The organism is Hoeflea prorocentri (assembly GCF_027944115.1).
In the GTDB taxonomy this organism is placed as follows: domain Bacteria; phylum Pseudomonadota; class Alphaproteobacteria; order Rhizobiales; family Rhizobiaceae; genus Hoeflea_A; species Hoeflea_A prorocentri.
The window spans coordinates 2,364,041-2,388,727 of the sequence record NZ_JAPJZI010000001.1 but is presented as its reverse complement, the minus strand read 5'-3'; the positions used below and the strand labels follow the sequence as shown (position 1 = coordinate 2,388,727).

At 58.5% G+C, this 24,687-nt stretch carries 21 protein-coding genes and 1 pseudogene; 14 read left to right on the top strand and 8 right to left on the bottom strand.

What is annotated here, in order from left to right; translation table 11 throughout:
* Position 1: 1 nt before the first annotated feature.
* Positions 2-526, bottom strand: coding sequence for a hemerythrin domain-containing protein (locus OQ273_RS11240; RefSeq protein WP_267990595.1), 525 nt, complete (start codon positions 524-526; stop codon positions 2-4).
* A gap of 226 nt (positions 527-752) precedes the next feature.
* Here OQ273_RS11240 and ccoN point away from each other — a divergent pair, with 226 nt between their 5' ends.
* The 8 genes and pseudogenes from ccoN to ccoS form a co-directional block, all read left to right on the top strand.
* Positions 753-2,375 carry a cytochrome-c oxidase, cbb3-type subunit I gene (gene ccoN / locus OQ273_RS11235; protein WP_267990594.1) on the top strand — a complete coding sequence of 541 codons (1,623 nt, stop codon included), beginning with the start codon at positions 753-755 and terminating at the stop codon, positions 2,373-2,375.
* Between the two features lie 12 nt (positions 2,376-2,387).
* Positions 2,388-3,119, top strand: a complete 732-nt coding sequence (gene ccoO / locus OQ273_RS11230; protein WP_267990593.1) for a cytochrome-c oxidase, cbb3-type subunit II — start codon at positions 2,388-2,390, stop codon at positions 3,117-3,119.
* A 10-nt stretch (positions 3,120-3,129) separates the two neighbouring features.
* Positions 3,130-3,306 carry a cbb3-type cytochrome c oxidase subunit 3 gene (locus OQ273_RS11225; protein WP_267990592.1) on the top strand — a complete coding sequence of 59 codons (177 nt, stop codon included), beginning with the start codon at positions 3,130-3,132 and terminating at the stop codon, positions 3,304-3,306.
* A 3-nt stretch (positions 3,307-3,309) separates the two neighbouring features.
* Positions 3,310-4,173 carry a cytochrome-c oxidase, cbb3-type subunit III gene (gene ccoP / locus OQ273_RS11220; RefSeq protein ID WP_267990591.1) on the top strand — a complete coding sequence of 288 codons (864 nt, stop codon included), beginning with the start codon at positions 3,310-3,312 and terminating at the stop codon, positions 4,171-4,173.
* Positions 4,174-4,391: 218 nt separating this feature from the next.
* On the top strand, positions 4,392-5,960 hold the full coding sequence (gene ccoG / locus OQ273_RS11215) for a cytochrome c oxidase accessory protein CcoG (RefSeq protein WP_267990590.1): 1,569 nt from the start codon (positions 4,392-4,394) through the stop codon (positions 5,958-5,960).
* Positions 5,960-6,460, top strand: a complete 501-nt coding sequence (locus OQ273_RS11210; RefSeq protein ID WP_267990589.1) for a FixH family protein — start codon at positions 5,960-5,962, stop codon at positions 6,458-6,460. The genes ccoG and OQ273_RS11210 overlap by 1 nt, the downstream gene beginning before the upstream one ends.
* Positions 6,460-8,778 (top strand): heavy metal translocating P-type ATPase, encoded by a 2,319-nt coding sequence (locus OQ273_RS11205; protein WP_267990588.1) that lies wholly within the window; start codon positions 6,460-6,462, stop codon positions 8,776-8,778. Before OQ273_RS11210 ends, OQ273_RS11205 begins: the two co-directional genes overlap by 1 nt.
* Positions 8,775-8,915, top strand: a pseudogene (gene ccoS, locus OQ273_RS11200) (cbb3-type cytochrome oxidase assembly protein CcoS); the annotation flags it as partial. The gene OQ273_RS11205 and the pseudogene ccoS, both read left to right, overlap by 4 nt.
* A 19-nt stretch (positions 8,916-8,934) precedes the next feature.
* Here the strand turns inward: ccoS and OQ273_RS11195 are convergent.
* Positions 8,935-9,798 carry an alpha/beta hydrolase gene (locus OQ273_RS11195; RefSeq protein ID WP_267990587.1) on the bottom strand — a complete coding sequence of 288 codons (864 nt, stop codon included), beginning with the start codon at positions 9,796-9,798 and terminating at the stop codon, positions 8,935-8,937.
* Positions 9,799-10,014: 216 nt separating this feature from the next.
* Between OQ273_RS11195 and OQ273_RS11190 the strand changes: the two genes are divergently transcribed.
* Positions 10,015-10,251, top strand: a complete 237-nt coding sequence (locus OQ273_RS11190; RefSeq protein ID WP_267990586.1) for an Lrp/AsnC ligand binding domain-containing protein — start codon at positions 10,015-10,017, stop codon at positions 10,249-10,251.
* A gap of 22 nt (positions 10,252-10,273) precedes the next feature.
* On the top strand, positions 10,274-11,446 hold the full coding sequence (locus tag OQ273_RS11185) for an NAD(P)/FAD-dependent oxidoreductase (protein ID WP_267990585.1): 1,173 nt from the start codon (positions 10,274-10,276) through the stop codon (positions 11,444-11,446).
* Positions 11,447-11,506: 60 nt separating this feature from the next.
* Here OQ273_RS11185 and OQ273_RS11180 read toward each other — a convergent pair whose 3' ends face one another.
* On the bottom strand, positions 11,507-11,638 hold the full coding sequence (locus OQ273_RS11180) for a hypothetical protein (RefSeq protein ID WP_267990584.1): 132 nt from the start codon (positions 11,636-11,638) through the stop codon (positions 11,507-11,509).
* A gap of 270 nt (positions 11,639-11,908) precedes the next feature.
* Between OQ273_RS11180 and OQ273_RS11175 the strand changes: the two genes are divergently transcribed.
* Both OQ273_RS11175 and OQ273_RS11170 read left to right on the top strand, forming a co-directional pair.
* A complete protein-coding gene (locus OQ273_RS11175) occupies positions 11,909-12,508 on the top strand; it encodes a helix-turn-helix domain-containing protein (RefSeq protein ID WP_267990583.1) in 600 nt (199 codons plus the stop codon).
* 21 nt (positions 12,509-12,529) lie between these two features.
* Positions 12,530-14,965: a GcvT family protein gene (locus tag OQ273_RS11170; RefSeq protein WP_267990582.1), complete on the top strand. Its 2,436-nt coding sequence runs from the start codon at positions 12,530-12,532 to the stop codon at positions 14,963-14,965.
* Positions 14,966-15,040: 75 nt separating this feature from the next.
* Here OQ273_RS11170 and OQ273_RS11165 read toward each other — a convergent pair whose 3' ends face one another.
* The 3 genes from OQ273_RS11165 to OQ273_RS11155 all read right to left on the bottom strand — a co-directional run bounded on the left by OQ273_RS11165 (position 15,041) and on the right by OQ273_RS11155 (position 17,782).
* Entirely contained in the window at positions 15,041-15,907 is an 867-nt protein-coding gene (locus OQ273_RS11165) for an ABC transporter permease (protein ID WP_267990581.1), read from the bottom strand.
* 19 nt (positions 15,908-15,926) lie between these two features.
* Positions 15,927-16,724: a taurine ABC transporter ATP-binding protein gene (locus OQ273_RS11160; protein ID WP_267990580.1), complete on the bottom strand. Its 798-nt coding sequence runs from the start codon at positions 16,722-16,724 to the stop codon at positions 15,927-15,929.
* Between the two features lie 71 nt (positions 16,725-16,795).
* Positions 16,796-17,782, bottom strand: coding sequence for a taurine ABC transporter substrate-binding protein (locus OQ273_RS11155; RefSeq protein ID WP_267990579.1), 987 nt, complete (start codon positions 17,780-17,782; stop codon positions 16,796-16,798).
* Between the two features lie 406 nt (positions 17,783-18,188).
* Between OQ273_RS11155 and OQ273_RS11150 the strand changes: the two genes are divergently transcribed.
* A complete protein-coding gene (locus tag OQ273_RS11150; protein ID WP_267990578.1) occupies positions 18,189-19,769 on the top strand; it encodes a trimethylamine methyltransferase family protein in 1,581 nt (526 codons plus the stop codon).
* 101 nt (positions 19,770-19,870) lie between these two features.
* Here OQ273_RS11150 and xsc read toward each other — a convergent pair whose 3' ends face one another.
* Both xsc and pdxR read right to left on the bottom strand, forming a co-directional pair.
* Positions 19,871-21,646: a sulfoacetaldehyde acetyltransferase gene (gene xsc, locus OQ273_RS11145; protein WP_267990577.1), complete on the bottom strand. Its 1,776-nt coding sequence runs from the start codon at positions 21,644-21,646 to the stop codon at positions 19,871-19,873.
* A 134-nt stretch (positions 21,647-21,780) separates the two neighbouring features.
* Positions 21,781-23,259 carry a MocR-like pyridoxine biosynthesis transcription factor PdxR gene (gene pdxR / locus OQ273_RS11140; RefSeq protein WP_267990576.1) on the bottom strand — a complete coding sequence of 493 codons (1,479 nt, stop codon included), beginning with the start codon at positions 23,257-23,259 and terminating at the stop codon, positions 21,781-21,783.
* 357 nt (positions 23,260-23,616) lie between these two features.
* Between pdxR and OQ273_RS11135 the strand changes: the two genes are divergently transcribed.
* Entirely contained in the window at positions 23,617-24,537 is a 921-nt protein-coding gene (locus OQ273_RS11135) for a bifunctional enoyl-CoA hydratase/phosphate acetyltransferase (protein ID WP_267990575.1), read from the top strand.
* Positions 24,538-24,687 lie beyond the last annotated feature (150 nt).

Sequence of the window (24,687 nt, the reverse complement as noted above, 5' to 3'; positions counted from 1 at the left end):
TCTAGCCGGTTACCAAACCTTGCTGGCCATCCGTTGCCGTCTGCCGCAGCAGGCGCACAAGGTGTTCGTGCTCGAAGGCGATATGACGGCGCATCGCTTCAAAGAAACCGCGAAGCATGTAGCCGATGGCTTCTGGGTTGCGCGGGGCCTTGCCTGTCCCGAGTTCATAGAGGGCGTCGGCCAGCTCCTCGGCAAAGCACTCGTCTTCGCAGTGCTCGTATCGCAATCGTCTGATGGTTGATTCGATCTCGGGTGCCGTCCCCAGGCGATCAAGCGCCTGTGGATAGAGTATTTCCTCTTCAAACTGATGGATGTCTCGAATCAGCGGTAGCAATCCGGCTGCGAGCCGGCTGCAGACTTCACGGTTGATCTGTCCCGGGATCGAATCAGCGATCTGCTCCAGCATGTCGCAAAGCGTAAGCTGTGTCAGGTGAGCTTTTTCCAATGCAACCAGCGGATCACCGGCTGGTTCGCTGAAGAAACGGGCCGATTCATCAATCAAATCAAGCGCAGCCGGCTGGTTCATCAAAACCTCCTGCCAGTCCATGTGTTAGACCCTCGCTGGTGGGGTTCGGTCGAATTGGCTATTGTCAAACAGACGTTCTGCATAACGGAGAGATATGCGTCGAAAGGTCAACTGGTGCATTGATCGAGATCAAGGAATATCTGGACACATTTTGAAATAAGCCGTTCTGATCGGTAGGACCGTGAGTCCTGCCCGCACGGACAAGCTGCCTAATTGGGGGTCATTTATGAAATTTGGAGTTGAAACCGTCGCTGTGGGGATCGGAGCGTTTCTTGCTCTGCTCGGCGCAGCATTCGCGGCGGACAGCCTGTTTGAAGCCCATATGTGGGTGCTGTTCTTCGTGTTGCTCGTTTCTGTGGTGCTGTTGCTGCGCAAAGCATCTTTCGGCGCGGTAAAAGCCGCGTCAGGGGAGGCGACTGAATCGGAATATTTCGATGAGGTGGTCAAATACGGCGCCGTCGCGACGATGTTTTGGGGTGTCGTCGGTTTTTTGGTTGGCGTCGTCATCGCGGCGCAGATGGCCTTTCCCGATCTCAACATCGAGCCGTGGTTCAATTTTGGCCGCATGCGGCCGCTGCACACATCAGCAGTGGTCTTTGCATTTGGCGGAAATGCGCTGCTGGCGACATCGTTTTACGTGGTCCAGCGCACGACGCGGGCGCGCCTTTGGGGTGGCAACGCTGCGTGGTTCGTGTTCTGGGGTTATCAGCTTTTCATCATCATGGCCGCGACGGGCTACCTCCTGGGCATCACGCAGAGCCGTGAATACGCAGAGCCCGAGTGGTATGTCGACCTTTGGCTGACGATTGTCTGGGTTGTTTACCTGCTCGTCTTCCTTGGCACGTTGTTCAAGCGCAAGGAGCCGCATATCTATGTGGCCAACTGGTTCTATCTTGCCTTCATCGTGACGATTGCAATGCTGCATATCGTCAACAATCTGGCGGTTCCGGTTTCATTCCTTGGTGTTAAGAGCTACTCGGCCTTCGCCGGAGTACAGGATGCGCTGACGCAGTGGTGGTACGGCCACAACGCCGTGGGCTTCTTCCTGACGGCCGGCTTCCTTGGGATGATGTACTACTTCATTCCGAAGCAGGTCGGACGGCCGGTCTATTCGTATCGCCTGTCGATCGTTCACTTCTGGTCGCTGATCTTCCTTTACATCTGGGCGGGTCCGCATCACCTCCACTACACCGCACTTCCCGATTGGGCGCAGACCCTCGGCATGGTCTTCTCTGTCATGCTGTGGATGCCGAGCTGGGGCGGTATGATCAACGGTCTGATGACCCTTTCGGGGGCCTGGGACAAGATCCGCACCGATCCGATCGTCCGGATGATGGTGATTGCGGTCGCTTTCTACGGCATGTCCACCTTCGAGGGGCCGGTTATGTCGATCAAGGCGGTCAACAGCCTGAGCCACTACACCGATTGGACCATCGGTCACGTGCACTCCGGTGCATTGGGCTGGGTCGGTATGATCTCGTTTGGCGCGATCTACTATCTGGTGCCGAAACTGTGGCATCGCGAGCGGCTCTATTCGCTGCGGCTGGTCAACTGGCACTTCTGGCTCGCAACCCTCGGCATCGTCGTCTATGCGGCTGTCATGTGGGTGGCTGGTATCCAGCAGGGCCTGATGTGGCGTGAGTACGACGATCAGGGCTTCCTGGTCTACTCCTTCGCCGAGTCCGTTGCTGCGATGAAACCTTACTACATCCTCAGGACCATCGGCGGCGCGCTGTATCTCGTTGGCGGTCTCGTCATGGCTTACAACATCTTCATGACGATCCGCGGTCACGAGCGCAAAGAGGCTCCCATTCCGGGCAGCCAACCTGCAATGCAGCCGGCTGAATAGGGGACAATAACAATGGCATTCATTGATAAACACAGAATCCTCGAAAAGAACGCGACCCTTCTTCTGGTCTCGTCTCTCGTGGTCGTCAGCATCGGCGGTATCGTGGAGATTGCGCCCCTGTTCTACCTTGAAAACACCATCGAGAAGGTGAAGGGCATGCGACCCTACTCACCTCTCGAGCTGGCGGGCCGGAACATCTACATCCGTGAGGGCTGCTATGTCTGTCACAGTCAGATGATCCGTCCCTTCCGCGATGAGGTGGAGCGCTACGGACCTTATTCACTGGCGGCGGAGTCGATGTACGACCATCCGTTCCAGTGGGGCTCCAAGCGTACGGGGCCCGATCTGGCGCGTGTTGGCGGGCGTTACTCAAACGAGTGGCATGTGCAGCACCTCATTGAGCCGCGCTCGGTTGTTCCTGAATCGATCATGCCCAGCTACGCGTTCCTGGCGGATGCGCCGCTGGAATACGCCAATATCGAGATGGAGCTGAAAGCCAACATCGCGGTCGGCGTGCCTTATGACGAGGCGATGGTCACCAATGCCAAGGCCGATCTTGAGGCCCAGGCTGATCCGGATGCCGACTGGTCGGGTATCGAGGAGCGTTATCCAAAAGCCGTTCTCGGCGATTTCGATGGCGATCCAACCCGGTTGACGGAGATGGATGCTCTCGTTGCGTATCTGCAGATGCTCGGCACGCTCGTCGACTTCTCCAGCTACGACCCAACGTCAGGTTACCGATAGGGGACCGGTCATGGATTACCAAACCATGCGGACCTTTGCCGACAGTTGGGGTCTGCTTTTCCTGGTGATCGTTTTTGTGGTGGTGGTGGTCTACACCTTCCGGCCCGGCAGCAAGAAGAAGGCTGACGAGATTGCCCGGATACCACTGGAAGACGATGGCGACCGGAAAGAGGATAACAAGGATTAAGTGATGTCCGAGAAGCAAATTGACGAAATCAGCGGCGTTGAGACCACCGGTCACGAATGGGACGGCATCAAGGAACTCAACACACCGATGCCCCGTTGGTGGGTCTGGACCTTCTATGCCACGATCGTCTGGGCGGTCGGCTATATGATTGCCTACCCGGCCATACCACTCATCAATAGTGCGACAACGGGGCTGCTGGGTTACTCCAGCCGCGCCAATGTCGACCGTGATATTGCGGCGGCGAAAGCCGATCAGTCGCAATATCTGGACCGCATTGCGCAAATGCCGGTCGAGGAGATCTCCGGTCACCCCGATCTGCTGCAGTTCGCCGTTGCGGGCGGTTCGGCCGCCTTCAAGGTCAACTGCGTTCAGTGTCACGGTTCCGGCGCGCAAGGCTCGCCCGGCTATCCGAACCTGAATGACGATGGCTGGCTGTGGGGTGGTGATATCAACGCCATCTACGATACGATCGCCCATGGAGTACGCTGGGAGGCGGATGATGACTCGCGGTTCTCCGACATGCCGGTCTATGCCGATCTGCTGGAGCCAGGCGAGATCCGGCAGGTGGCTGCCTATGTCTACGGCTTGTCGGGCACACCTTCCGACCCGGCATTGGCCGAAGCCGGTGCAACGATCTATGCTGAACAATGCGCCGCCTGTCATTCTGACGACGGAACCGGTGATGTCGAGTTCGGAGCTCCCAATCTGGCCGATGCGATCTGGCTTTATGGCGGCACCGAAGACGAGATTGCACAGCAGGTCGCCAATCCACAGCACGGCGTGATGCCTGGCTGGGCGGATCGCCTTGGTGATCCGGTCATCAAGCAGCTCGCGGTGTTTGTCCACTCGCTCGGCGGTGGCCAATAGGCTGAAAAATGCGGCTGCGGCGATATACCCCGTGCCTCTGAACCATTTGAATTCAATGGGTTTTGGGGCAGATCGCCGCGCTGCTTCGTTCGGTCGCATAGCGGCCGGATCAACAAAGGGGTGGTTTGGTGTAGGCCTTATACAGCCTGCTATTGACGCGACACACTGACAAGAAGCCAGGGCCGCGTCTCAACCCAACCGCAACCAAAGATGAAACGATGACGGATACACGTTCTCAAAGCACCAATGTCGAGCAGTTCGATGCCGAAGCCGTCAATGCGGCGTGGGCACGCAAACCGCTTTACGAAGCACGCAAGAAGATCTTTCCGAAGCGCGCCAGCGGCCAGTTTCGGCGCTTCAAGTGGCTGATCATGCTGGTAACGCTCGGTATCTACTACCTGACGCCGTGGCTGCGTTGGGACCGTGGCCCGTTTGCGCCGGACCAGGCGGTTCTCGTGGACATTGCCAATCGTCGTTTCTACTTCTTCTTCATTGAAATCTGGCCCCAGGAGTTTTTCTTTGTCGCCGGTCTCCTCGTGATGGCAGGGCTTGGGCTGTTCCTGGTGACGACGGCGGTCGGGCGGGCGTGGTGCGGATATACCTGTCCGCAAACCGTCTGGGTTGATCTGTTCCTGGTGGTTGAGCGTGCTATCGAGGGTGAGCGGAACCAGCGCATGAAACTGGACGCGGCCCCGTGGAGCTTCAACAAAGTCGCCAAACGCGTCTCCAAACACGCGATCTGGTTGATGATTGCCGTTGCAACCGGCGGTGCATGGATTTTCTATTTTGCCGATGCGCCGACGCTCTTGGTCAATTTCGTTACCGGCAACTCCCAGCCGATCGCCTACATCACCGTCGCAATTCTGACAGCAACGACCTACGTTTTCGGTGGTTTGCTGCGCGAGCAGGTCTGCACCTATATGTGTCCCTGGCCGCGCATTCAGGCCGCGATGCTCGACGAAAATTCGCTGGTGGTCACCTACAATGACTGGCGCGGCGAGCCGCGCTCGCGCCATGCCAAGAAGGCCAAGGCCGAAGGTAAGGTTGTCGGTGATTGCGTGGACTGCAACGCCTGTGTGGTCGTGTGTCCGATGGGCATTGATATTCGCGATGGCCAGCAACTCGAATGTATCACCTGCGCCCTGTGCATCGATGCCTGCGATGCGGTGATGGACAAGTTGAACAAACCGCGCGGGCTGATTGCCTACGCCACACTGAGCGAATACGCCGACAACATGAGCCTGGCGACTGCCGGGGGCACCGAGCCGATCAATCCGTCACTCGTTCGCAATGCCGACGGGTCTTTCCTCGACAAGGTTCAGCACTTCAACTGGAAGATCCTCCTGCGTTTCCGCACCGTGCTCTATTTTTCCATCTGGGCTTTGGTCGGTATCGGGTTGCTCGTGGCGCTCGGCGCACGGGATCGGCTGGGGGTCAATGTCCTCCACGACCGCAATCCGCAATACGTCACCTTGTCGGACGGTTCGATACGCAACGGCTACACGGTCAAACTGCTCAATATGATTGCCAAACCAAGGGTCATATCCGTCTCGATCGAAGGGCTGCCGGGGGCAACGATGGCGATTACCGGCATTGATCAGCCCGAGGGGCGTTCTTTCGCCATCCCGGTCGAGCCTGACAGGCTGCGCAATTTGAAAGTCTACATCAAGCAACCGCCGGAACTGGTCGAGCCCGGCAAGACGGCGTTCAAGATCATTGCTGAGGACAAGAACAGCAACGAGAAAGATGTCTACAACGCGACTTTTGATGCTCCGGAGGATAAGTGATGCAAGGAATACAGGGCGTTTTTCGCGGCCCGTTTACGGGTTGGCACATGCTCGGCTTCATGGGTCTGTTTTACGGCGTCATCATTTCAGTCAATCTGACACTGGCCTATTTCGCCGGCTCAAGCTGGAGCGGGCTGATTGTCAAAAACACCTATGTTGCAAGTCAGCAATTCGATGACGAAGTCGCGCGGGTCGAAGCGATGAAGGCGCGTGGCTGGTCTTCGGCTCTGGAAGTCGATGCCGGCTCGGTGCGATACCAGCTCACCAATGCCCTTGGAACGCCGATTGAAGCGGACAGTGTCAGCGTTGTCATCAGCAGTCCGGTCGAAGAAAACAGCGACCGTACGCTGGAACTCGACCGCCAGGGAGACGGCAGCTATTATGCCGCTCACGAGGTCAATCCGGGCCAATGGCTGATCAAGATAAAGGCCATGCGCGATTCCGACGTGCTCTACAGTGACGTCCAGCGTGTCTTTATCAAGGCTGACGAGGAAAGCTGATGAGCTGCTGCGCGCCTGGAACGGAATCTGCGGTTGAGCTGGAAAAAGCCCTGCATGCGGGGCCGTCCAGCGAGGAGTTGCGGCTGACCAGCCGGTCGGTAGGCGAGGGGCTTCGGCAATCGGATCTGAGCGTGCCCGGCATTCATTGCGGCGCCTGCATCAGAACCATAGAAAACGGCCTTGGCACATTGGACTTCGTGAAAAGCGCGCGCGTCAACATGTCGACAAAGCGGGTCAGCGTTGTCTGGTCCGAAAATGCCGAAAAACCCGATGTCATCGTTGAGGCGCTTCATGGCCTTGGATACGAGGCGCACCTTTTCGACTTTTCCAGCGAGAATGAGGACTCAACCCTCCCTCTGATGTTGCGTTCGCTCGCAGTCGCAGGTTTTGCGGCGGCAAATATCATGCTGCTGTCGGTGTCGGTCTGGTCAGGCGCCGAGGCTGCGACACGGGATCTGTTCCATTGGATTTCCGCGCTGATTGCCGCTCCGGCGCTCGCCTATTCAGGACGCGTTTTCTTCCATTCGGCCTATAATGCGCTGAGCCACAAACGGCTGAATATGGACGTTCCCATTTCGCTCGCGGTGATTTTGGCTTTCGCGATGAGCCTCTACGAGACGGCCAACTCCGGTGACCATGTCTATTTCGATGCGTCCGTTACGCTTCTGTTCTTCCTGTTGATTGGCCGCACGCTCGACCATCTCATGCGCGAAAGGGCAAGGTCAGCGGTCAAGGGCCTGGCGCAGCTGGCGCCGCGCGGTGCGATGACTCTCAAAGCCGACGGCTCGCGTGAATTTGTTGCGGTCGACGATATCACCGCTGGAAGCATGATCCTGCTTGCCGCAGGAGACCGCATTCCGGTCGACGCGCGCGTTGTCTCGGGAACCAGCGATCTGGACTGTTCTCTCGTCAATGGGGAAAGTGCGCCGCAAACGGTTTCACAGGGCAATATCGTGCGGGCAGGTACGCTCAACCTGACGGGTGCGCTGCAGATCGAGGCAATGGCCCCGGCCAGTCAGTCCTTCCTTGCGGAAATGATGGAGCTGATGGAAAGGGCGGAGGGCGGAAAGGCCAGGTACCGGCGTATCGCCGACCGGGCCGCCGAGCTCTATGCGCCTATCGTGCATCTTGTTGCGCTCTTCACTTTTATCGGCTGGACGATCATTTCCGGCGATTGGCAGCAATCGCTCTACACGGCGATCGCCGTACTGATCATCACCTGCCCATGTGCGTTGGCACTGGCGGTTCCCGTTGTGCAGGTTGTTGCCGCAGGACGGCTTTTTGAAAACGGCGTCATGGTCAAGGAAGGCTCCGCCATGGAGCGCATGGCCCAAGCCGACATGGTGGTCTTCGACAAGACCGGAACGTTGACGCTCGGCCAGCCCCGCTTGCTGAACGGCGATGAGATCGATCCGGCCCATCTGAAACTTGCCGCCCAGATGGGGGTGCATTCCCGCCACCCATTGTCGCGGGCGCTTGCGCGTTCCGCCGGTCGGGTTGAAGACGATCAGGCGTTCAACGATATCAAGGAAACGCCGGGTGCCGGCCTCGAGGCACGGCGTGACGGTGTCACTTACCGGCTGGGACGGGCCGATTGGGCCTTGTCAGGAAACGTTCAGGGTGGCGGAGAGACCAACTCCGACAAGGGGCAGGCGGTCCTGAGTGCGGATGGGCGCTTCCTCGCAGCCTTCGTGTTTGAAGACCGCTTGCGCAGCGATGCAGCCGCAACGGTGGCCGCTCTGAAAGCGACCGGGCCGGTTGAGATGATTTCCGGGGACCGGGCCGGAGTGGTTCGCCGGCTTGCAGAAGCGCTTGGTATCGACAAGTTCAGGGCCGGCGCGCTGCCAAAAGACAAAGCGCGCTACGTCTCGCGGCTGAGCGATGACGGCAAAAAGGTCCTGATGGTCGGCGATGGGTTGAATGATGCCCCGGCGCTGGTCAGCGCCCATGTGTCGATGGCGCCGGCCACAGCGGCGGATGTCGGCCGCAACGCTGCTGATTTTGTATTCCTGCACGAAAGCCTGACTGCGGTGACGAAGGCTATCGAGATCTCGAAAAAATCAGGTCAGCTGATCCGGCAGAATCTCGGACTTGCGGTTATTTACAATATGATCGCCATCCCGTCCGCTATCCTCGGTTATGCCTCGCCGCTCGTTGCGGCGCTGGCCATGTCGTCGTCCTCGCTGGTTGTGGTCGCCAACGCACTGAGATTGCGCGCCGGCGCCAAGGCGGATGCCGAAAAAATCAAACGTGACATCGCCGTCGCGAGGCAAGGTGCGGCCGGACTTGAGCCGGCGACCGTGGAGCAGGGCAGGTGAACAATCTGCTCTATCTGATACCTGTGGCGCTGTTTTTGGGCGCCATGGGGTTGGTGGCCTTCCTGTGGTCCTTGCGATCAGGCCAATATGACGATCTCGACGGCGCCGCCCACCGTATCCTTGACGACAGCGACGGGCCGCTTCCCGATGAGGACGTCACGCGCAAAGTGCACACGTCAAAGGATGGTCGGCCTCCTGAAGGCCGTCAATGACATTGAAGTGATGCCGGTCCGGCTCATCGATCGCGACGGTGGCCGCGCCAAGCCCCTTCCAGACACTAGCGAGCAAGGCATTTTGACGCAGGAACTCGGCCCGCTCGCCGCCGCCCACCCAGCAAATCAGCCTTGTGTCACCAACCGGCTCCAACAGCGCCGGGCTTTCGGTGAGCGCTTCCATACGGTCGATATTGAGCGTCTTGTTCATCTCGGTCCGCATCAGGGGTCTGAGATCATGCACGCCGCTGATCGACACCACCCGCCTGATGCGCTCCAGGACATCCGCGGCGAGCGGCGTATTGCGGCAGACCATACGCGTAGCCAGGTGGCCGCCAGCGGAATGGCCCGTCAGGTGGATCGGGCCGGGAACGATTCTTGAAATTTCCGTCACCGCCGCCGCTATCTCCTCGGTAATGCCCGAGATGCGAATATCGGGGCAAAGCGTGTAGGATGGCATGGCAACACTGTAGCCGTGTTCCAGGGCGCCGGCAGCAAGATGCGACCAGGAGGATTTGTCAAAGGCGCGCCAGAAACCCCCGTGAATGAAGATCACCAGCCCTTTGGATGCTGCTGCCGGATGATACACATCGTACCGGTTTCGATCGCCATTTGCGTATTCGACATCGAATTGCGCCTGATCCGAGCCGCGAAACCGTGACCGGAACGCTTCGGCCAGTTTCGTCCATTTTTCCGGAAAATCGGCACCGCCCGGAATGTGCGCGGCGTTGGCATAGGCATCGTCCCAATCGGTAATCTGATGCATCAGCATGGAGTACTGCCCTTTTCTTTCTTCTCTTGCAGCCATTCACTGTGACCTGAAAGCCTTGTTTTGTGCAAGTGTGGGAGGCAGCGACATAGATGCACGCCCTTGGCGTGCATGCTTGCTTATGCGCAGTTGCCTGCGGCCATGAAGAGTGCAATAGACTTTAGCAAAACCAGCCTGGCGGGCAAAATCCCCGCCGGCGGACAACAGCCTTCAATCCGCGCCTGCAGGGGTGCCGGAACCGTGACGGGGAATGCCATGACATGTGTGTTCGTTCAACTTCAATGCCAACCGGGAAAGGCCTATGCCGTTGCCGACAAGATCTATGATCGCGAGATCGTATCCGAACTCTATTCAACCTCCGGAGAGTTCGACCTGATGATGAAGATCTATGTCCCGAAGGACGAGGACATTGGAAAATACATTCACGACAATGTTCTGAATATCCCGGGCATCGCGCGGTCACTGACGACGATGACTTTTACAGCCTTCTGATCAATCTCGAAAGACCTGCTGAATGACTACTGATCCCATCATCATCATCGGAGCCGGGCAGTGCGGACTGAAGGCTGCTGAAACTCTGCGCCAAAAGGGATATGAGGACGGCCTCATGCTCATTGGCGACGAGCCGCATGCGCCTTATCAGCGGCCACCCCTGTCCAAGGCGTTCCTCAAGGGGGAATTGCCGCTCAAAGGGCTGATGCTGAAAGGGTCGGATTTTTTCGAAAAGTTCGATATCGATGCGCGTCTGTCCTGTCCGATTCAATCCATCGATCCGGCGGCAAGAACAATTTCGCCCGCGGACGCGGAACCGATCGCTTATTCAAGGCTGTTGCTTGCCACCGGTACGAGATCACGAAGGATACCGGTCCCTGGTCTCGAACTGGATAATGTTTTTTACATGCGCACGATCGCCGATGTCGAGGCGATCACAGCGGCTTTGGCCCTCGTGCCCACCAGCCGCGTCACAATCATCGGCGGCGGCTATATTGGCCTGGAAGTGGCGTCCGCGCTGCGCTCCTTCAGCAGTGAGGTAACCGTTGTCGAGGGCATGGAGCGGGTTCTGCAGCGTGTCGTCAGCCCGCAGATGTCAGCCTATTTCCACAATCTGCACACGGGCCATGGCGTGAATATTCTCGTCAATGCGCGCCTTGAGGCCCTTGAAGGCGACGGGTCCGTCGAGCGGGTGAGGCTTGGCGATGGTCAGGTCATTGAAACCGATATGGTGTTGATGGCGGTCGGCGCCGAACCGGTCTGCGATCTGGCGGCCGATGCGGGCGTGAAGATCAACAACGGCATCGAGACCGACACCGACTGCCTGACGTCCGATCCGCACATCTACGCCGCGGGCGATTGCGCCAGTTTCTATTCCGCCCGCTATGACCGGCATATAAGGCTGGAGAGCGTCCAGAACGCGATCGACCAGGGCAAACACGCCGCAAACGCAATGCTCGGAACAAAGGAGCCTTACGATCCCGTCCCGTGGTTCTGGTCGGACCAGTATGAAATCAAGCTGCAGATCGCCGGGTTGTCACAAGGCTATGACCGCACGGAGACCGAGGGCGACGAGGCGCAAAACTCCTTCGCTGTCCGCTACTACAAGGATGACCGCCTGATTTGCGTGGATGCGGTCAACATGCCGAGAGCGCACATGATGGCGAGGCGTGAACTGGCGGGGCAGGCGGGTTAAACCGTTGGGTAAACCGCTTTTGCAGATCAAGATTATGGGTCGCGCCGGCACTCATACAAATCAATAAACAACGTAGGTGAAATGGGTGCCGTTTTGCCCGGTTCCGGCATATTTGCCTGTTGCCTTGTCGCGGGTCATTCCATCCTCATCGACATAGATATGGGCTTCGATGAACTCATCCGGCCCGGTCACGGTCCAACTGCCGCATGGGCAAGAATTCACTTATCAGATCGATAGCGCGAATGATGCTTGACCCGTGGTTTGTAGCGTATCTACCCCTTGGGATCGGCACGCTGGAAGGCTCGCGCTCATACCGGCGCCTTTTCTTGACTGACCCGACAGTGTTGCGGCAATCGGCCATACCCGTGAAAAAAACTGTTGATTTTTCATTTGGCTTGAACGAAGTTCAGGAATGCGTTCGGGCTGGTTGCCGTGCGCGCTCCACGTGATTTGGGAAAGCCAATGACATCTGGTGCCACCGACCAGGCGGAACAGGAAAAATCCGGTAATCTTTCGGCCGATATCGGGCGTGACCTGAGGGCCGTGCGTCAGTCCAAGGGCATGACGCTGGCGGAGATGTCCGAAAGGCTTGGCCGCTCCGTCGGATATCTCAGTCAGGTCGAGCGCGGCATTTCGGTGCTGTCGACGGAGGAGCTGCGGCAGGTCGCGAAACTCTTTGACGTTCCGGTAAGCTGGTTTCTGGTCCTCTCCGATGTCCCGGAGGAGGAGCGGGGGCTGATCACCCGCGCCGGTCTCAGGCGCATGAGCGGTGAAGATGGCGAAGGGCTTTCGGAAGAACTCCTGTCGCCCGATCTGTCCGGATCCTACGAGGTCATGCGCAGCGTTTTTGCGCCAGGCGCCAGATCATCCAAGCCGCATCTGCGCATGACGGAGGAGACCGCCTATATGGTCTCCGGTCAATTGGATGTGCATATCGGGAAGCGGAGTTTTACCGTCCATGCGGGCGATTGCTTTCGCTTCCAGGAAGAAGAATTCTACTGGGAAAACAACTCAACCAAACCGGCTGTGGCCATCTGGGTTGTTTCTCCGCCGATCTATTGAACCATAACCAGGGAGGTTACCATGGCTGAACTCGCTTCCCATGCTCGTATTGTCATCATCGGCGGCGGCGCCGTCGGCGCAAGCTGCCTTTATCATCTGGCGATTGCCGGAATAACGGACGCGGTGCTTATCGAAAAGAACGAACTGACATCCGGTTCCACATGGCACGCCGCCGGCAACACGCCGAATTTTTCAGGCAATCTCAACCTGATGAAGCTGCAGAATTACGGCAACCGCCTCTACAACCGTCTTGGCGAAGAGGTGGATTACCCGATCAACCGTCATATGACGGGGGCTGTGCGGCTTGCCCACAGCAAGGAGCGTGTCCAGGAGTTCGAACACGTGGCGGCCATGGCGAACGCAGCCGGCATGACGATGGAGACCATGTCGCCCGAGGAAATGAAGGACCGGTTCTTCCCCTGGATGGAGATCCACGACCTTCAGGGCGGATTGTGGGATCCGGAAGACGGCGATATTGACCCGGCGCAGCTCACCCAGGCCTTTGCCAAGGGCGCGCGCGATCTGGGAGCGAAAATCGTCCGCTTCACCAAGGTGACCGGCATCAGCCAGCGGCCGGACAGCACATGGGATGTCGAGACAGACAAGGGCTCGATCAACGCCGAGATCGTCATCAACGCCGCCGGCTATTACGCCGACGAGATTGGCCGGATGGTGGGCCGCAATGTCCCCATGGTGACCATGTCGCACCAGTATCTGGTCACCGAAGCCGTTGGCCAACTGGAAGCCATGGACAAAAAAATCCCGATGCTGCGCGACCCGGATGACAGCTACTATCTGCGCCAGGAAGGCAAGGGCTTTATCCTCGGCCCCTACGAATGGCAGGCGACGCCCCATTGGCTGACGGAAGGCACACCTGAAGATTTCGCCTTCCAGCTTTATCCGGACGATCTGGAGCGGCTGGAATGGTACATCAACGCCGCCTGCGAGCGGGTGCCGATGCTGATGGAAGGCGGTGTCCAGAAGGTGATCAACGGACCGATCCCTTATGCACCGGACGGATTGCCGCTGATCGGGCCGGCACCGGGCCTGACGAATTTCTACGAGGCCTGCGTCTTCACATTCGGCATCTGCCAGGCCGGTGGCGCCGGCAAGGTCATTGCCGAACACATCACGGAAGGCGAGACGGAACTCGACCTGTGGATGGTCGATCCGCGCCGGTTTACCGACTATGCCACCCGCAAATATGCGACCGTGAAGGCGATCGAGGTCTATCAGAATGAATATGCGATGCATCTGCCGCACCGGCCTTGGCCGGCGGGGCGTCCGGCAAAGACGTCACCGCTTTACGATACGCTTGCAGAGCGCGGCGCCCAGTTCGGCGATTTTGGCGGCTGGGAACGCCCCATTTGGTTTGCCAGGGAAGGCGACCGGCCAGAGCCGGACCTGACCTTCGGCAAACCGCATTTCGACGACGCGGTCGCAGAGGAAGTCAAAACCGTTGTCGAGCGGGCCGGCATACTCGATCTGACCGGCTTCACACGCTTCGAGCTTTCGGGCGAGGGCGCTTCGGATTGGCTGGACGGAATGATCAGCGGCGCTCTGCCGCGTCAGGGGCGTGTATCGCTCGCCTATCTGTGCGCGCCGAGCGGCCGGGTTGTCACCGAACTCACCGTTACCCGGCTTGATGACAATCGTTTCTGGCTGATTGGCCCTGCAGCCGGATACTGGCACGACCGCGACTGGCTGAGGCAGCACATGCCGGATGACGGCTCCGTGCGGCTGGAGGACATCACGACCAGATACGGCACGATCGTGCTTGCCGGTCCGAAATCGCGGGAGATCCTGGCTGAAATCGCGGATGAGGATGTCTCCAATGACGGGCTGAAATGGCTCTGCGCCATGCCCATCACCATCGGAACGGCCCGGGGCATGGTTCTGCGTGTGAACTTCGTCGGTGAACTCGGTTACGAACTGCACATGCCTTTCGAGACAATGCCGGCGGTTTACGCCCAGCTGCTGGCCGCAGGCGAGCCGCACGGGGCTGGCCAGTTTGGCATGTATGCGATGGATTCCATGCGCCTTGAAAAAGGTTACCGGGCCTGGAAACAGGACCTGTCGTCCGAATACACGCCGTTGACATCGGGTGTCGACCGCTTCGTGCGCCTGAACAAGCCGGATTTCATCGGCCGCGAGGCGCTGCTCAAACAGAGCGAGGAAGGCGTTGCGGAACGTTTTGTTGTCATGGAGCTGGACACGGCTGACCGTACGGAAGCTGCCTATGGCAGCCCGATCTTCGTCGGCGACAAAAAGGTTGGTCTCATCACATCGGGCGGCTTCGGCCACAGGACAGGAAAGTCGATCGCCTTCGGTTATGTCGCATCCGAACATACCGAGGAAGGATCGGAACTGCTGGTCGATGTCTTTGGCGATATGCGCAAGGCGACGGTTGTTCCGGAGGTGATCTACGATCCGAACAACGATCGCCTGAGGGCTTAAAGCCCGGACCTCAACGCAATAAAAAAGCCGCGGCTTGGACCGCGGCTTTTTTGCGAGTGGATCTCAGGCTTCCTGCTAGCCCTTGCCTTTCCAGGGGATCAGCAGCCGCTCAAGATAGCGCATGATGATCTCGATCACGTAGCCGATGATGCCGATGATGATGATCCCGATGACCACCGTATCGGTCTGCAGGAAGTTCTTGGCGATCATGATCATGGATCCGACGCCCTTGTCGGCGGCAACCAGCTCGGCAGCAACAACCGTTCCCCAGCAAACGCCCATGGAGGTGCGCAGGCCGGTGAAGATTTCCGGCAGTGCATTTGGCAGGATGACATGACGCAGGATCTGCAGCTTCGATGCGCCCAGCGAATAGGCCGCATGCACCTTTGAAATGCGCACGCTTGAGACGCCGGCCCGTGCCGCGATGGTCATGATGAACAGTGACGCCAGGAAAAGCAGGAAGATCTTGGCGGTTTCATCAATGCCGAACCACAGGATGATCAGCGGGATCAGGGCCAGCGGCGGAATGGGGCGCATGAACTCGACGATCGGATCGAATAGACCCCGGGCGGTCGAGGACAGCCCCATGGCAAAGCCAAGAGGGATCCCGACGAGCGCGCCGTAGAGAACACCCGACAGGACGCGGTAGACGCTGATGCCGACATGTTCCCAAAGGGACACATTACGGAAGCCCTCGGTCACAAGAAGGATGACACGGTTGATCGTGCCGCCGATTGTCGGCCAGTAGAATTCCTTGACCAGGCCAAGGCGGGAGGAAAGTATCCACAATGCGATGAGGCCGCAGACGATCAGAATGCTGTAGAAGCGTCCCGAATTGACCGCGCTGGCGTCACCGAACTTGACGGTCTTCTGGCGCGTGAACGTGTTGTCTGCCAGTCCGAGCCAGATGGCCGCCTCTGATGGTTCTTTTTTTTCTGCCATTTTCAGTCTCCAGTCTGCGCTATGCAGTCTGTCCCATGATTTCCTCTTCCATTTCCCAGATCATGGAGAGGATTTCCTCGCGCTTCTCGACAAAATCAGCACCGGCTTTAATCTCGCGCGGGCTTTGCGTGATGCCTTGGTCGGCGAAGGGAAGTTCGTAGATTTTTTCGATGCGTCCGGGCCGCGGCGCCATCACGATCAGCTTCTCTCCAAGGAATAGCGCTTCCTCGACCGAGTGGGTGATCAGGATGATCGTCTTGCCGGTCTCCTTCCAGAGCTTGAGCACAAGCCCCTGCATCTTTTCCCTGGTCAGTGCATCCAGTGCGCCGAGCGGTTCATCCATCAAGATGACATCGGGATCGTTGGCAAGACATCTTGCCAGCGCAACACGCTGCTGCATGCCGCCGGAGAGCTGATAGACCGGCTTTTCGCCGAAATCCTGCAGGCCAACGGTCTGAAGCAGGTGCTCGACCTTCTCGGCGGTTTCGGCCTTGGGCTTGCCCGCCATGTTCGGGCCGAACGCTACGTTTTGTTCTACCGTCAGCCATTCAAACAGGGCGCCTTGCTGAAACACCATACCGCGTTCCGAGCCGGGGCCGGTGACCGAATGGTTGTTCAGACGCACTTCGCCGGCAGTGGGTGCCAGAAAGCCTGCAACGATGTTCAAAAGAGTGGTTTTGCCGCATCCGGACGGCCCAAGAACGGAGACGATTTCTCCTTCCTTGATGTCCAGGTTGACATTGTTGAGAGCATGGACCTGCCCGCCACCGGGAAGCGTGAAGACCATGGAAATGTTATCGATTACAATGCCGGTCATCTTCTCTCTCCAAGTTTGATGTGGATGAGACGAAACGGGCGGCTCAAAGGCCGCCCGTTCGATTTACGGCATTAGTTCAGGTAGTTCGGATCGATGAACTGATCGTAGCTGTCGAGAGCTGCGTCCATCCCACCGGCTTCAACCATGACATCGGCAACGCCTTTGGTCATCTGCTGGACACCGCCGCCGAGCCAGTTTTCACTTTTCTGGTCAGCTGCGCTCGGGAAACCGAAGTTTGCCAGCGTGCTCTTGGTTGCGTCCTCGTCCATACCAGCGGCTTTTGCGATGGTTGGCAGGGCTGCATCCGGATCGGCCTTGTAGGCGGCATTCGCAGCCTCGGTCACGGCCATGAACTTTTCGACGAGTTCAGGATGTTCCTTCGCGAAGCTCTCGGTCACCGAGATGATATCGAAGGTGTTGATACCGATCGCTTCCTGCTCGGCGCCGGTCATCAGCGGGCTGCCGACTTCGCGCATACGTGACAGTGCGCCGCCGAAGCCGCAAGCCATCACAACGTCGCCACGCGTCAGTGCCACTGCGCCGTCTGGCGGATTCATCTGAACGAGATTGACCTTGTTCACATCGACACCGAGGTGGTCGAGCGTGCGAAGGAGTTTGTAGTGCGTGACGTTGCCGATCGGTGTGGCAACCTTCTTGCCTTCCAGCTCCTTGGCATTGTCCTTGGTGATTCCTGCATCATCGCGCACGACGCACAGATCGTTCTCAGCATAGGTCACAGCGACGCCGACCATCTTCAGCGGTGCGCCGGTGCTGACACCAACAACGAACGGAACGAAGCCCTGGCTGTAAGCGATCTGGATGTCGCCTGAGACCATGGCCTGCGTCATCTCATTGCCGTTGCCAAAAGCACGCCAGTTGACTTTGACGCCAAGTTCCTTGTCGTAGGTTTCCTCAAGCTGGGCGACCTGGTTTGCTGTAGGCCATTCGAGAAAATATGCGACTGTGATCTCGTCGAGAGCCAATGCGCTTGAAATCCCACCGACGGCGGTTAGAAGCACACCGCTGGCAAGAGCAGTCAGTTTCGATTTAACGGACATCAATTATTCCCCTTGTTCGGACTTGATACTGCACAGTACCGGATTTTCCGGCATTATTGTTCAACGGGAGAATTGGGCACAAATCATGTCGCGATTGTCTCCGCTCGCAGACTGGCATCAATTACCACCTGCGGCGTAGCGCCACGTTACTCCCGAACTCCCATCATCATTAGGCAATGATTGCAGTGACCAAAGGTAGTGCCAGCCGCGAGTCCTGCTTGGTGCCAGCGGCCCAAATCGGCGAAATTGGGGTCAATTCTCAACCATATGGCGAAATACGATGCCCTGATTTCATGAATCTGGTTCCATTTTGCGCGAACCGAACTCGTGAAATCTGGTTCTATCCGCCACGTAAATCCGCGTGATAGCGTCGGTTCATACACTGTCGGGTGGAGGATCATCAGCGATGTCGAGGTTGTTGGATGAAGTGGAGGTGCCGGGCGTGGAAAGGTCAAGGCGCCGGTCCGGTGGTCGTGAGGCACGCCGGGCCATGCGCGCGGCGCCGATCGACAAGGCAATGCGGCCAGTCAGGCCCGGAATGTCTTCCGACACATACCGGCCATTGTCTCAAAACGATATGGAGCGCATTCACGAAGCGGCGCTGACAATCCTTGAGGATGTCGGGATGGCTCAACCCATCGAAAGCTGCATTGAAGTGTGTACGGCCATCGGTGCTGACTATGGTGAAGACGGCCGCCTGCGGTTTCCCCGAAATCTGGTCATGGACACGATCCGCAAGGCCGGGCGAAACCTGACGCTGCATGGCCAGAACCGTTCCCATGACATGACCTTGGCCGGCCACCGGGTGCATTTCGGTACGGCGGGCGCGGCGGTCCATATCGTCGATGTGGAAAAACGCGAATATCGCGAATCGGTCCTAAGCGATCTTTATGATGCAGCGCGCATCGTTGAAACGCTGGACAATGTCCATTTCTTCCAGCGGCCCTTGGTGGCCCGCGACATTGAAGACCCGGTCGATCTCGATATCAACACGCTCTACGCCAGCGTGCTCGGTACCAGCAAACATGTGGGTACGAGTTTCACGGTCGCCGAAAGCGTTCCCAAGTGCCTGGAAATCCTTCATCTGGTTGCCGGCGGAGAAGAGGCGTTTCGTGCAAGACCCTTCGTCTCCAACACCAATTGCTTTGTCGTTCCGCCGCTGCGTTTTGCCGAAGATGCCTGCGCCGTGCTGGAGGAGTGCGTGCGCGGCGGCATGCCGGTCCTGTTGCTTTCGGCAGGGCAGGCCGGAGCGACCGCACCTGCGGCGATAGCCGGCGCGGTGGTTCAGGCTGTTGCCGAGGTGCTGGCCGGCCTCGTCTATGTCAACGCCTTAAGCGAGGGACATCCGGCCATATTCGGAACATGGCCTTTCGTCTCCGATCTCAGGACCGGGGCGATGTCGGGCGGCTCGGGTGAACAGGCGCTGCTTTCGGCCGCCTGCGCACAGATGTCCCATTTTTACGATCTGCCGGGCGGAGCGGCAGCCGGCATTGCCGATTCCAAGGTGCCGGACGTCCAGTCCGGATATGAAAAGGGCATAACCAATGTGCTTGCCGGTCTATCGGGGCTGAACATGGTCTATGAATCGGCGGGTATGCACGCCTCGCTGCTTGGCTTTTCCTTTGAGAGCCTGATCATCGACAACGACATGCTGGGCCAATGCCTGCGCTGTGTGCGGGGGATCGAGGTCAACGATGAAACGCTTTCCTTGCCGACGATAACGGATGTCTGCACAAACGGGCCAGGTCACTTCCTTGGCCATGAACAGACCCTGGCGCTGATGGAAACCGAGTACATCTATCCGGTGATTGGCGACCGGACCAGTCCGAAGGAATGGGTGGAAAAAGGCAGGCCTGATATTGTCGAAACCGCAATAGTCGAAAAAAACAGGATCCTGTCATCGCCAGCGCCGGGCCATGTGTCGGCTGAAACGGATGCAGCCATCCGAGAGCGGTTCGATATCAGGCTTGCTGCACTGGAACGGTAGGTTCTGAACCCGATCGAATAAGACTTCTGCCGGGCGGATTGATCGGCACGACTGAAACGTGCCGATCAGATTTTCACACAAAGCCGCGTTCGTGCGGGCGTTTAGGCGCCCGGCTGCGGACGCATGTCTTCCGGATTGATGCCGGCGACTGCAACAGGCTTCTTCATTGCGTCGCGGCGGAACGGCTCGCCCAGTTCCTGGTTGAGAACCACTTCGATGAATGTGGTGATACCCTTCTTCTGGTCTTCGCACGATTGCTGCAGGGCCGTTGTCAGATCTTCCTGATTTGTCACGGTGACACCCTTCAGCCCGCAGCCCTCCGCGACTTTCGCATAGCTCAGTTGCGGATCGAGTTCGGTGCCGACGAAGTTGTTGTCGAACCACAGCGTCGTGTTGCGCTTTTCAGCGCCCCACTGGTAGTTGCGGAAAACGACCATGGTGATGGCCGGCCACTCTTCGCGGCCGCAGGAGGTCATTTCATTCATGGAGATGCCGAAGGCGCCGTCGCCGGCAAAGCCGACAACCGGTGTGTCGGGGCAGCCGATTTTCGCGCCGAGGATTGCCGGAAAGCCGTAACCGCACGGACCGAACAGACCGGGAGCCAGATATTTGCGGCCCTCTTCGAAGGTCGGATAGGCATTGCCGATGGCGCAGTTATTGCCGATGTCGGAGGAAATAATGGCTTCCTTCGGCAGACCGGCCTGGATGGCGCGCCATGCCTTGCGCGGCGACATGCGCTCCGGCTGACGGCCACGGGCGTCCTCGTTCCAGCTTGTGCCCGGATCGTCATCCTCATGGTCCATGCTGCTGAGCGTTTGCAGCCATGCCGACTTGGTCTGGTGGATCAGCGCCTTGCGCTCGGCGCGGCCGTTGTCGCCGGCCGATGGCGAGAGTTTTTCAAGCAGCTGCGTCGCGACCTGCTTTGCGTCGCCGCAAATGCCGACGGTGACTTTCTTGGTCAGGCCGATCCGGTCGGAATTCATGTCGACCTGAATAATGTCGGCGTCCTTCGGCCAGTAATCGATGCCGTAGCCCGGCAGTGTCGAGAACGGATTGAGGCGTGTGCCGAGCGCCAGCACCACGTCGGCCTTGGAGATGAGCTCCATGGCGGCTTTTGAGCCGTTATAGCCCAGCGGGCCGCAGGCGAGCGGGTGGCTGCCAGGGAAGCTGTCATTGTGCTGATAGCCGCTTGCAACGGGCGCATCGAGGCGTTCGGCAAGGGCTTGCGTCTCGGGGATCGCACCGCCGATAACAACGCCGGCGCCGGAGAGGATGACCGGGAACTTGGCGTTGGAGAGCAGCTCGGCGGCCCGGTCGATCGCATCCGCACCACCGGCAGGGCGTTCCAGACGAACGATCTGCGGCAGTTCGATGTCGACCACCTGCGTCCAGTAATCGCGCGGGATGTTGATTTGTGCCGGTGCCGATCCGCGGATGGCTTTCTCGATTACTCGGTTGAGCACTTCGGCCATGCGCGACGGGTCGCGTACTTCTTCCTGATAGCAGACCATGTCGCGGAAAAGCGCCATCTGCTCGACTTCCTGAAAACCGCCCTGGCCGATGGTCTTGTTGGCGGCCTGGGGCGTGACCAGCAGCATCGGCGTGTGGTTCCAATAGGCGGTCTTGATCGGCGTGACGAAATTGGTGATGCCGGGGCCGTTCTGGGCAATGGCCATCGCGACCTTTCCGGTCGCCCTGGTGTAACCGTCACAGATAATGCCGGCATTGGTCTCATGCGCACAATCCCAGAACGTGATGCCCGCTTGAGGAAACAGGTCCGAGATCGGCATCATGGCAGAGCCGATAATCCCGAATGCGTGTTCGATACCGTGCATCTGCAGAACCTTTACAAAGGCTTCTTCAGTCGTCATCTTCATGGCGGAATTTCCTCTTTAACTGACGGTCTTGGTATGGGCGTGCAAATGCACGCGCGCGGGCTGCGTGCTTGATAGGGGGTGACTGGCACCATCTCGTAGAACCAGATTGGTCCAATAGTCTGAACCAGCGCCGGTCAATCCGATTCCATGCGGCGGACAATTCCGGCCAGGCGTTCAATGCCGGGTTCGATACGCTCCTCGGCAATCGACGAAAAACCCAGCCTGAAATAGTTGCGGTGTTTGTCCGGTTCGGAGAAATAGATATCGCCCGGCTCAATGATGATGCCTTCTTCGAGCGCGCGCGCGGCAAGCACCGTACTGTCCAGCCATTTGGGACCCTTGACCCAATAGGAGGTGCCGCCGAAACCCGGTGTTTCGGCCCAGCCGGGAAAGTGTTTCTCCAATGCGTTGCCCATGGCGATCCACCGGCTGCGGTAACTGCGGTGCAGCCGTCCGATCAGCGTGTCGTGGTGGCCGAGGGCAAGAAACAGCGCCACAACGCCCTGATTGTTGCCCGGGGGATGGCGCAGCATGAGACGCCGCAATGCCCGCGCCTCGCGGATCAGCGCGGCGGGAGCAACCATGAAGCCCATGCGCAACCCCGGCATAAGCGATTTCGACAGGCTGCCCACATAAAGCACCCGCTGTCCGTGATCGAGGGATTTGAGCGCCGGTGTCGGCTCGCCCTCATAATTGGTCTCGAACTCGTAATCATCTTCGATGATCAGGCTGTTGTTGGTTGCCGCCCAATCAAGCAGGGCCTTGCGGCGTTCCAGGCTCATAGTGGCATTGGTCGGGTACTGGTGGCTTGGCGTCACGAACACCAGTTCCGATCCCATCAGCTCCTCGCCGATCGTGATGCCGTCGCCATCAACCGGGACATGTCGGATATGCTCGGTGCGCAGCTGGAAGATGTTGCGAATGTCCGGATAGCCGGGATCCTCGATTGCAACGGTCGTGTTCCGCTTCACCAGAAGGCTGGACAGAATGTAAAGCGCGTTTTGCGCTCCGAGGGTGACGAGGATCTCGTCGGGGTTTGCCAGAATACCCCTGCGGGTCAGTATGCGCTGGCGGATCTGTTCGATGAGGATACGGTCATCCTCGGCAAAGTGATCATTGGTCCAGGCATCCAGCCATTTCCTGCCCATCGACTGGCGCATGCAGTCGCGCCAGGCCGCGATCGGAAACAACGCCGCGTCTGCCTGACCATAGATAAAGGGGTAGGGGTAGTCGTGCCAGTTTACCGGTTTCTCGATATTGACCTGTCCGCTCGGCTGAACCCTGAACCGGCCGTCCCAATCGGGCTCGGGTTCATCCTCCACAGATGGTGTCGGCTGGGGAAGGCCGGCAACTGTTCCATCATGGATATTGGGCGAGACATAAAAGCCCGAGCGCTCCCTGGCGATCAGATAGCCGTCGGAGGCCAGGGCCTGGTAGGCAAGCATGACGGTGTTGCGCGACACTTTGAGCCGCTTGGCCATCGCACGGGTAGAGGGGATTGGAGCGCCTATCGGCAGTTGTCCGGAGAGCATGGCAGATACCAGCATCTCGCGAATCTGCGTCTGAAGCGTGGTCATCTCCATCCGTTCGATATGAAATAACGAGTTGCGCATGAGGTTCAGCTTGCCCTGACTATCCGGTGACGTTTCGCTGGTCGAACCAGACTGGTCCTAATATGAGGCCAAAATAGTGGACCAGATCAAGGTCTGGACTGAAGTTTTTTTTCGACTGGTTATGGACGGGAGCGAAAGGCAGGTACATGTCTGGCCCGCCTTGGCCGCCGGTTTGCCTCCACACAATAGGCAGTGACCGCGCTTGTTGTGGTAACGGGTGTCAAGCTGTTGTCTCTTGCGGAATGTCCAAAGCCCTCCCTCGGGGCTATGGAGTGCGGCCGGGAGGCCAGAGGGGCCAGTTGCATTGCAGGTGGAGCCAGAACGATGTCAGATACTCATTCAGGAGATTGAAGCCAAATGATCAGCGACAAGCCGGTTGAACTTCCTGCAGGCCTCATGCAGCGTGCCAAAGGCGGCAGCGCCAGCAAGGCCGTTATCGTCGGCGCACACCGGGACGTGGTCATCGAAAGTGTTCGCGACGCTGTCGAGTCAAGCCTCATTGTTCCCGTTCTGGTTGGCGAGACATCGCAGATCAAGGCGATTGCCGGCAAGATCGGCTTCAGCCTGGATGATGTCGAACTGATTGAGGCCTCGGGCGATGAAGATGTTGCGCGCAAGGCGGCACTACGTGCCTCACAATCCGATATCGGCATGGTGGTCAAAGGCCATGTACACACCGATGCCTATATGTCGGCCTTGCTTAAGGGCGAGATCGGCATTCGCCAATCCGGGCGCCGGATGACCCATTGTTTCCACATGACGGTTCCAGGAGATGACCGGCCGCTGATCATCACGGACGCCGCGGTGAACATCGCGCCGGACGCAACGACCAAAAAGGCGGCGATCGTCAATGCGGTCGGTCTCGCCCGTGCCGTCGGGATCGAACGTCCCAGGGTCGCGATTCTTTCAGCCACCGAAACGCCATTGCCGCAAATGCCGTCAAGCATGGAGGCAGCGGAATTGTCCGATTGGGCGGCGACAGAAGTCAAAGATGCCGATGTCTGCGGGCCCCTGGCATTTGACAATGCCGTTTCGCCGGCCGCGGCAGAACTCAAGGGAATTGAAAATCCTGTCGCCGGTCACGCCGATATTCTTCTCGTGCCCAATATCGAGACGGGAAACGCGCTGTTTAAGATGATGGTCTATTTCAGCTCCGCCTGTGCAGCCGGCGTCGTGCTTGGCGGGCGCATCCCCATCGTTTTAACAAGCCGTGCCGACCCGGCGGAGGCGCGGCTTGCGTCTGTGGCGCTGGCCAAGCTGTGCTCCGATATGGGTTGATCCGCAACCGTTTTCGCGGCGATGATTTCGCGTGAAAATCCCGGCACTTTCTCCGGTGCGGACTAGGCGAAAAAATTTCTTCTGACCGTCTGGACGTTTTCTCTGTTTCGTGAAAATAATGCCGAAAATTTCACGAAGGCATCTTGGCCA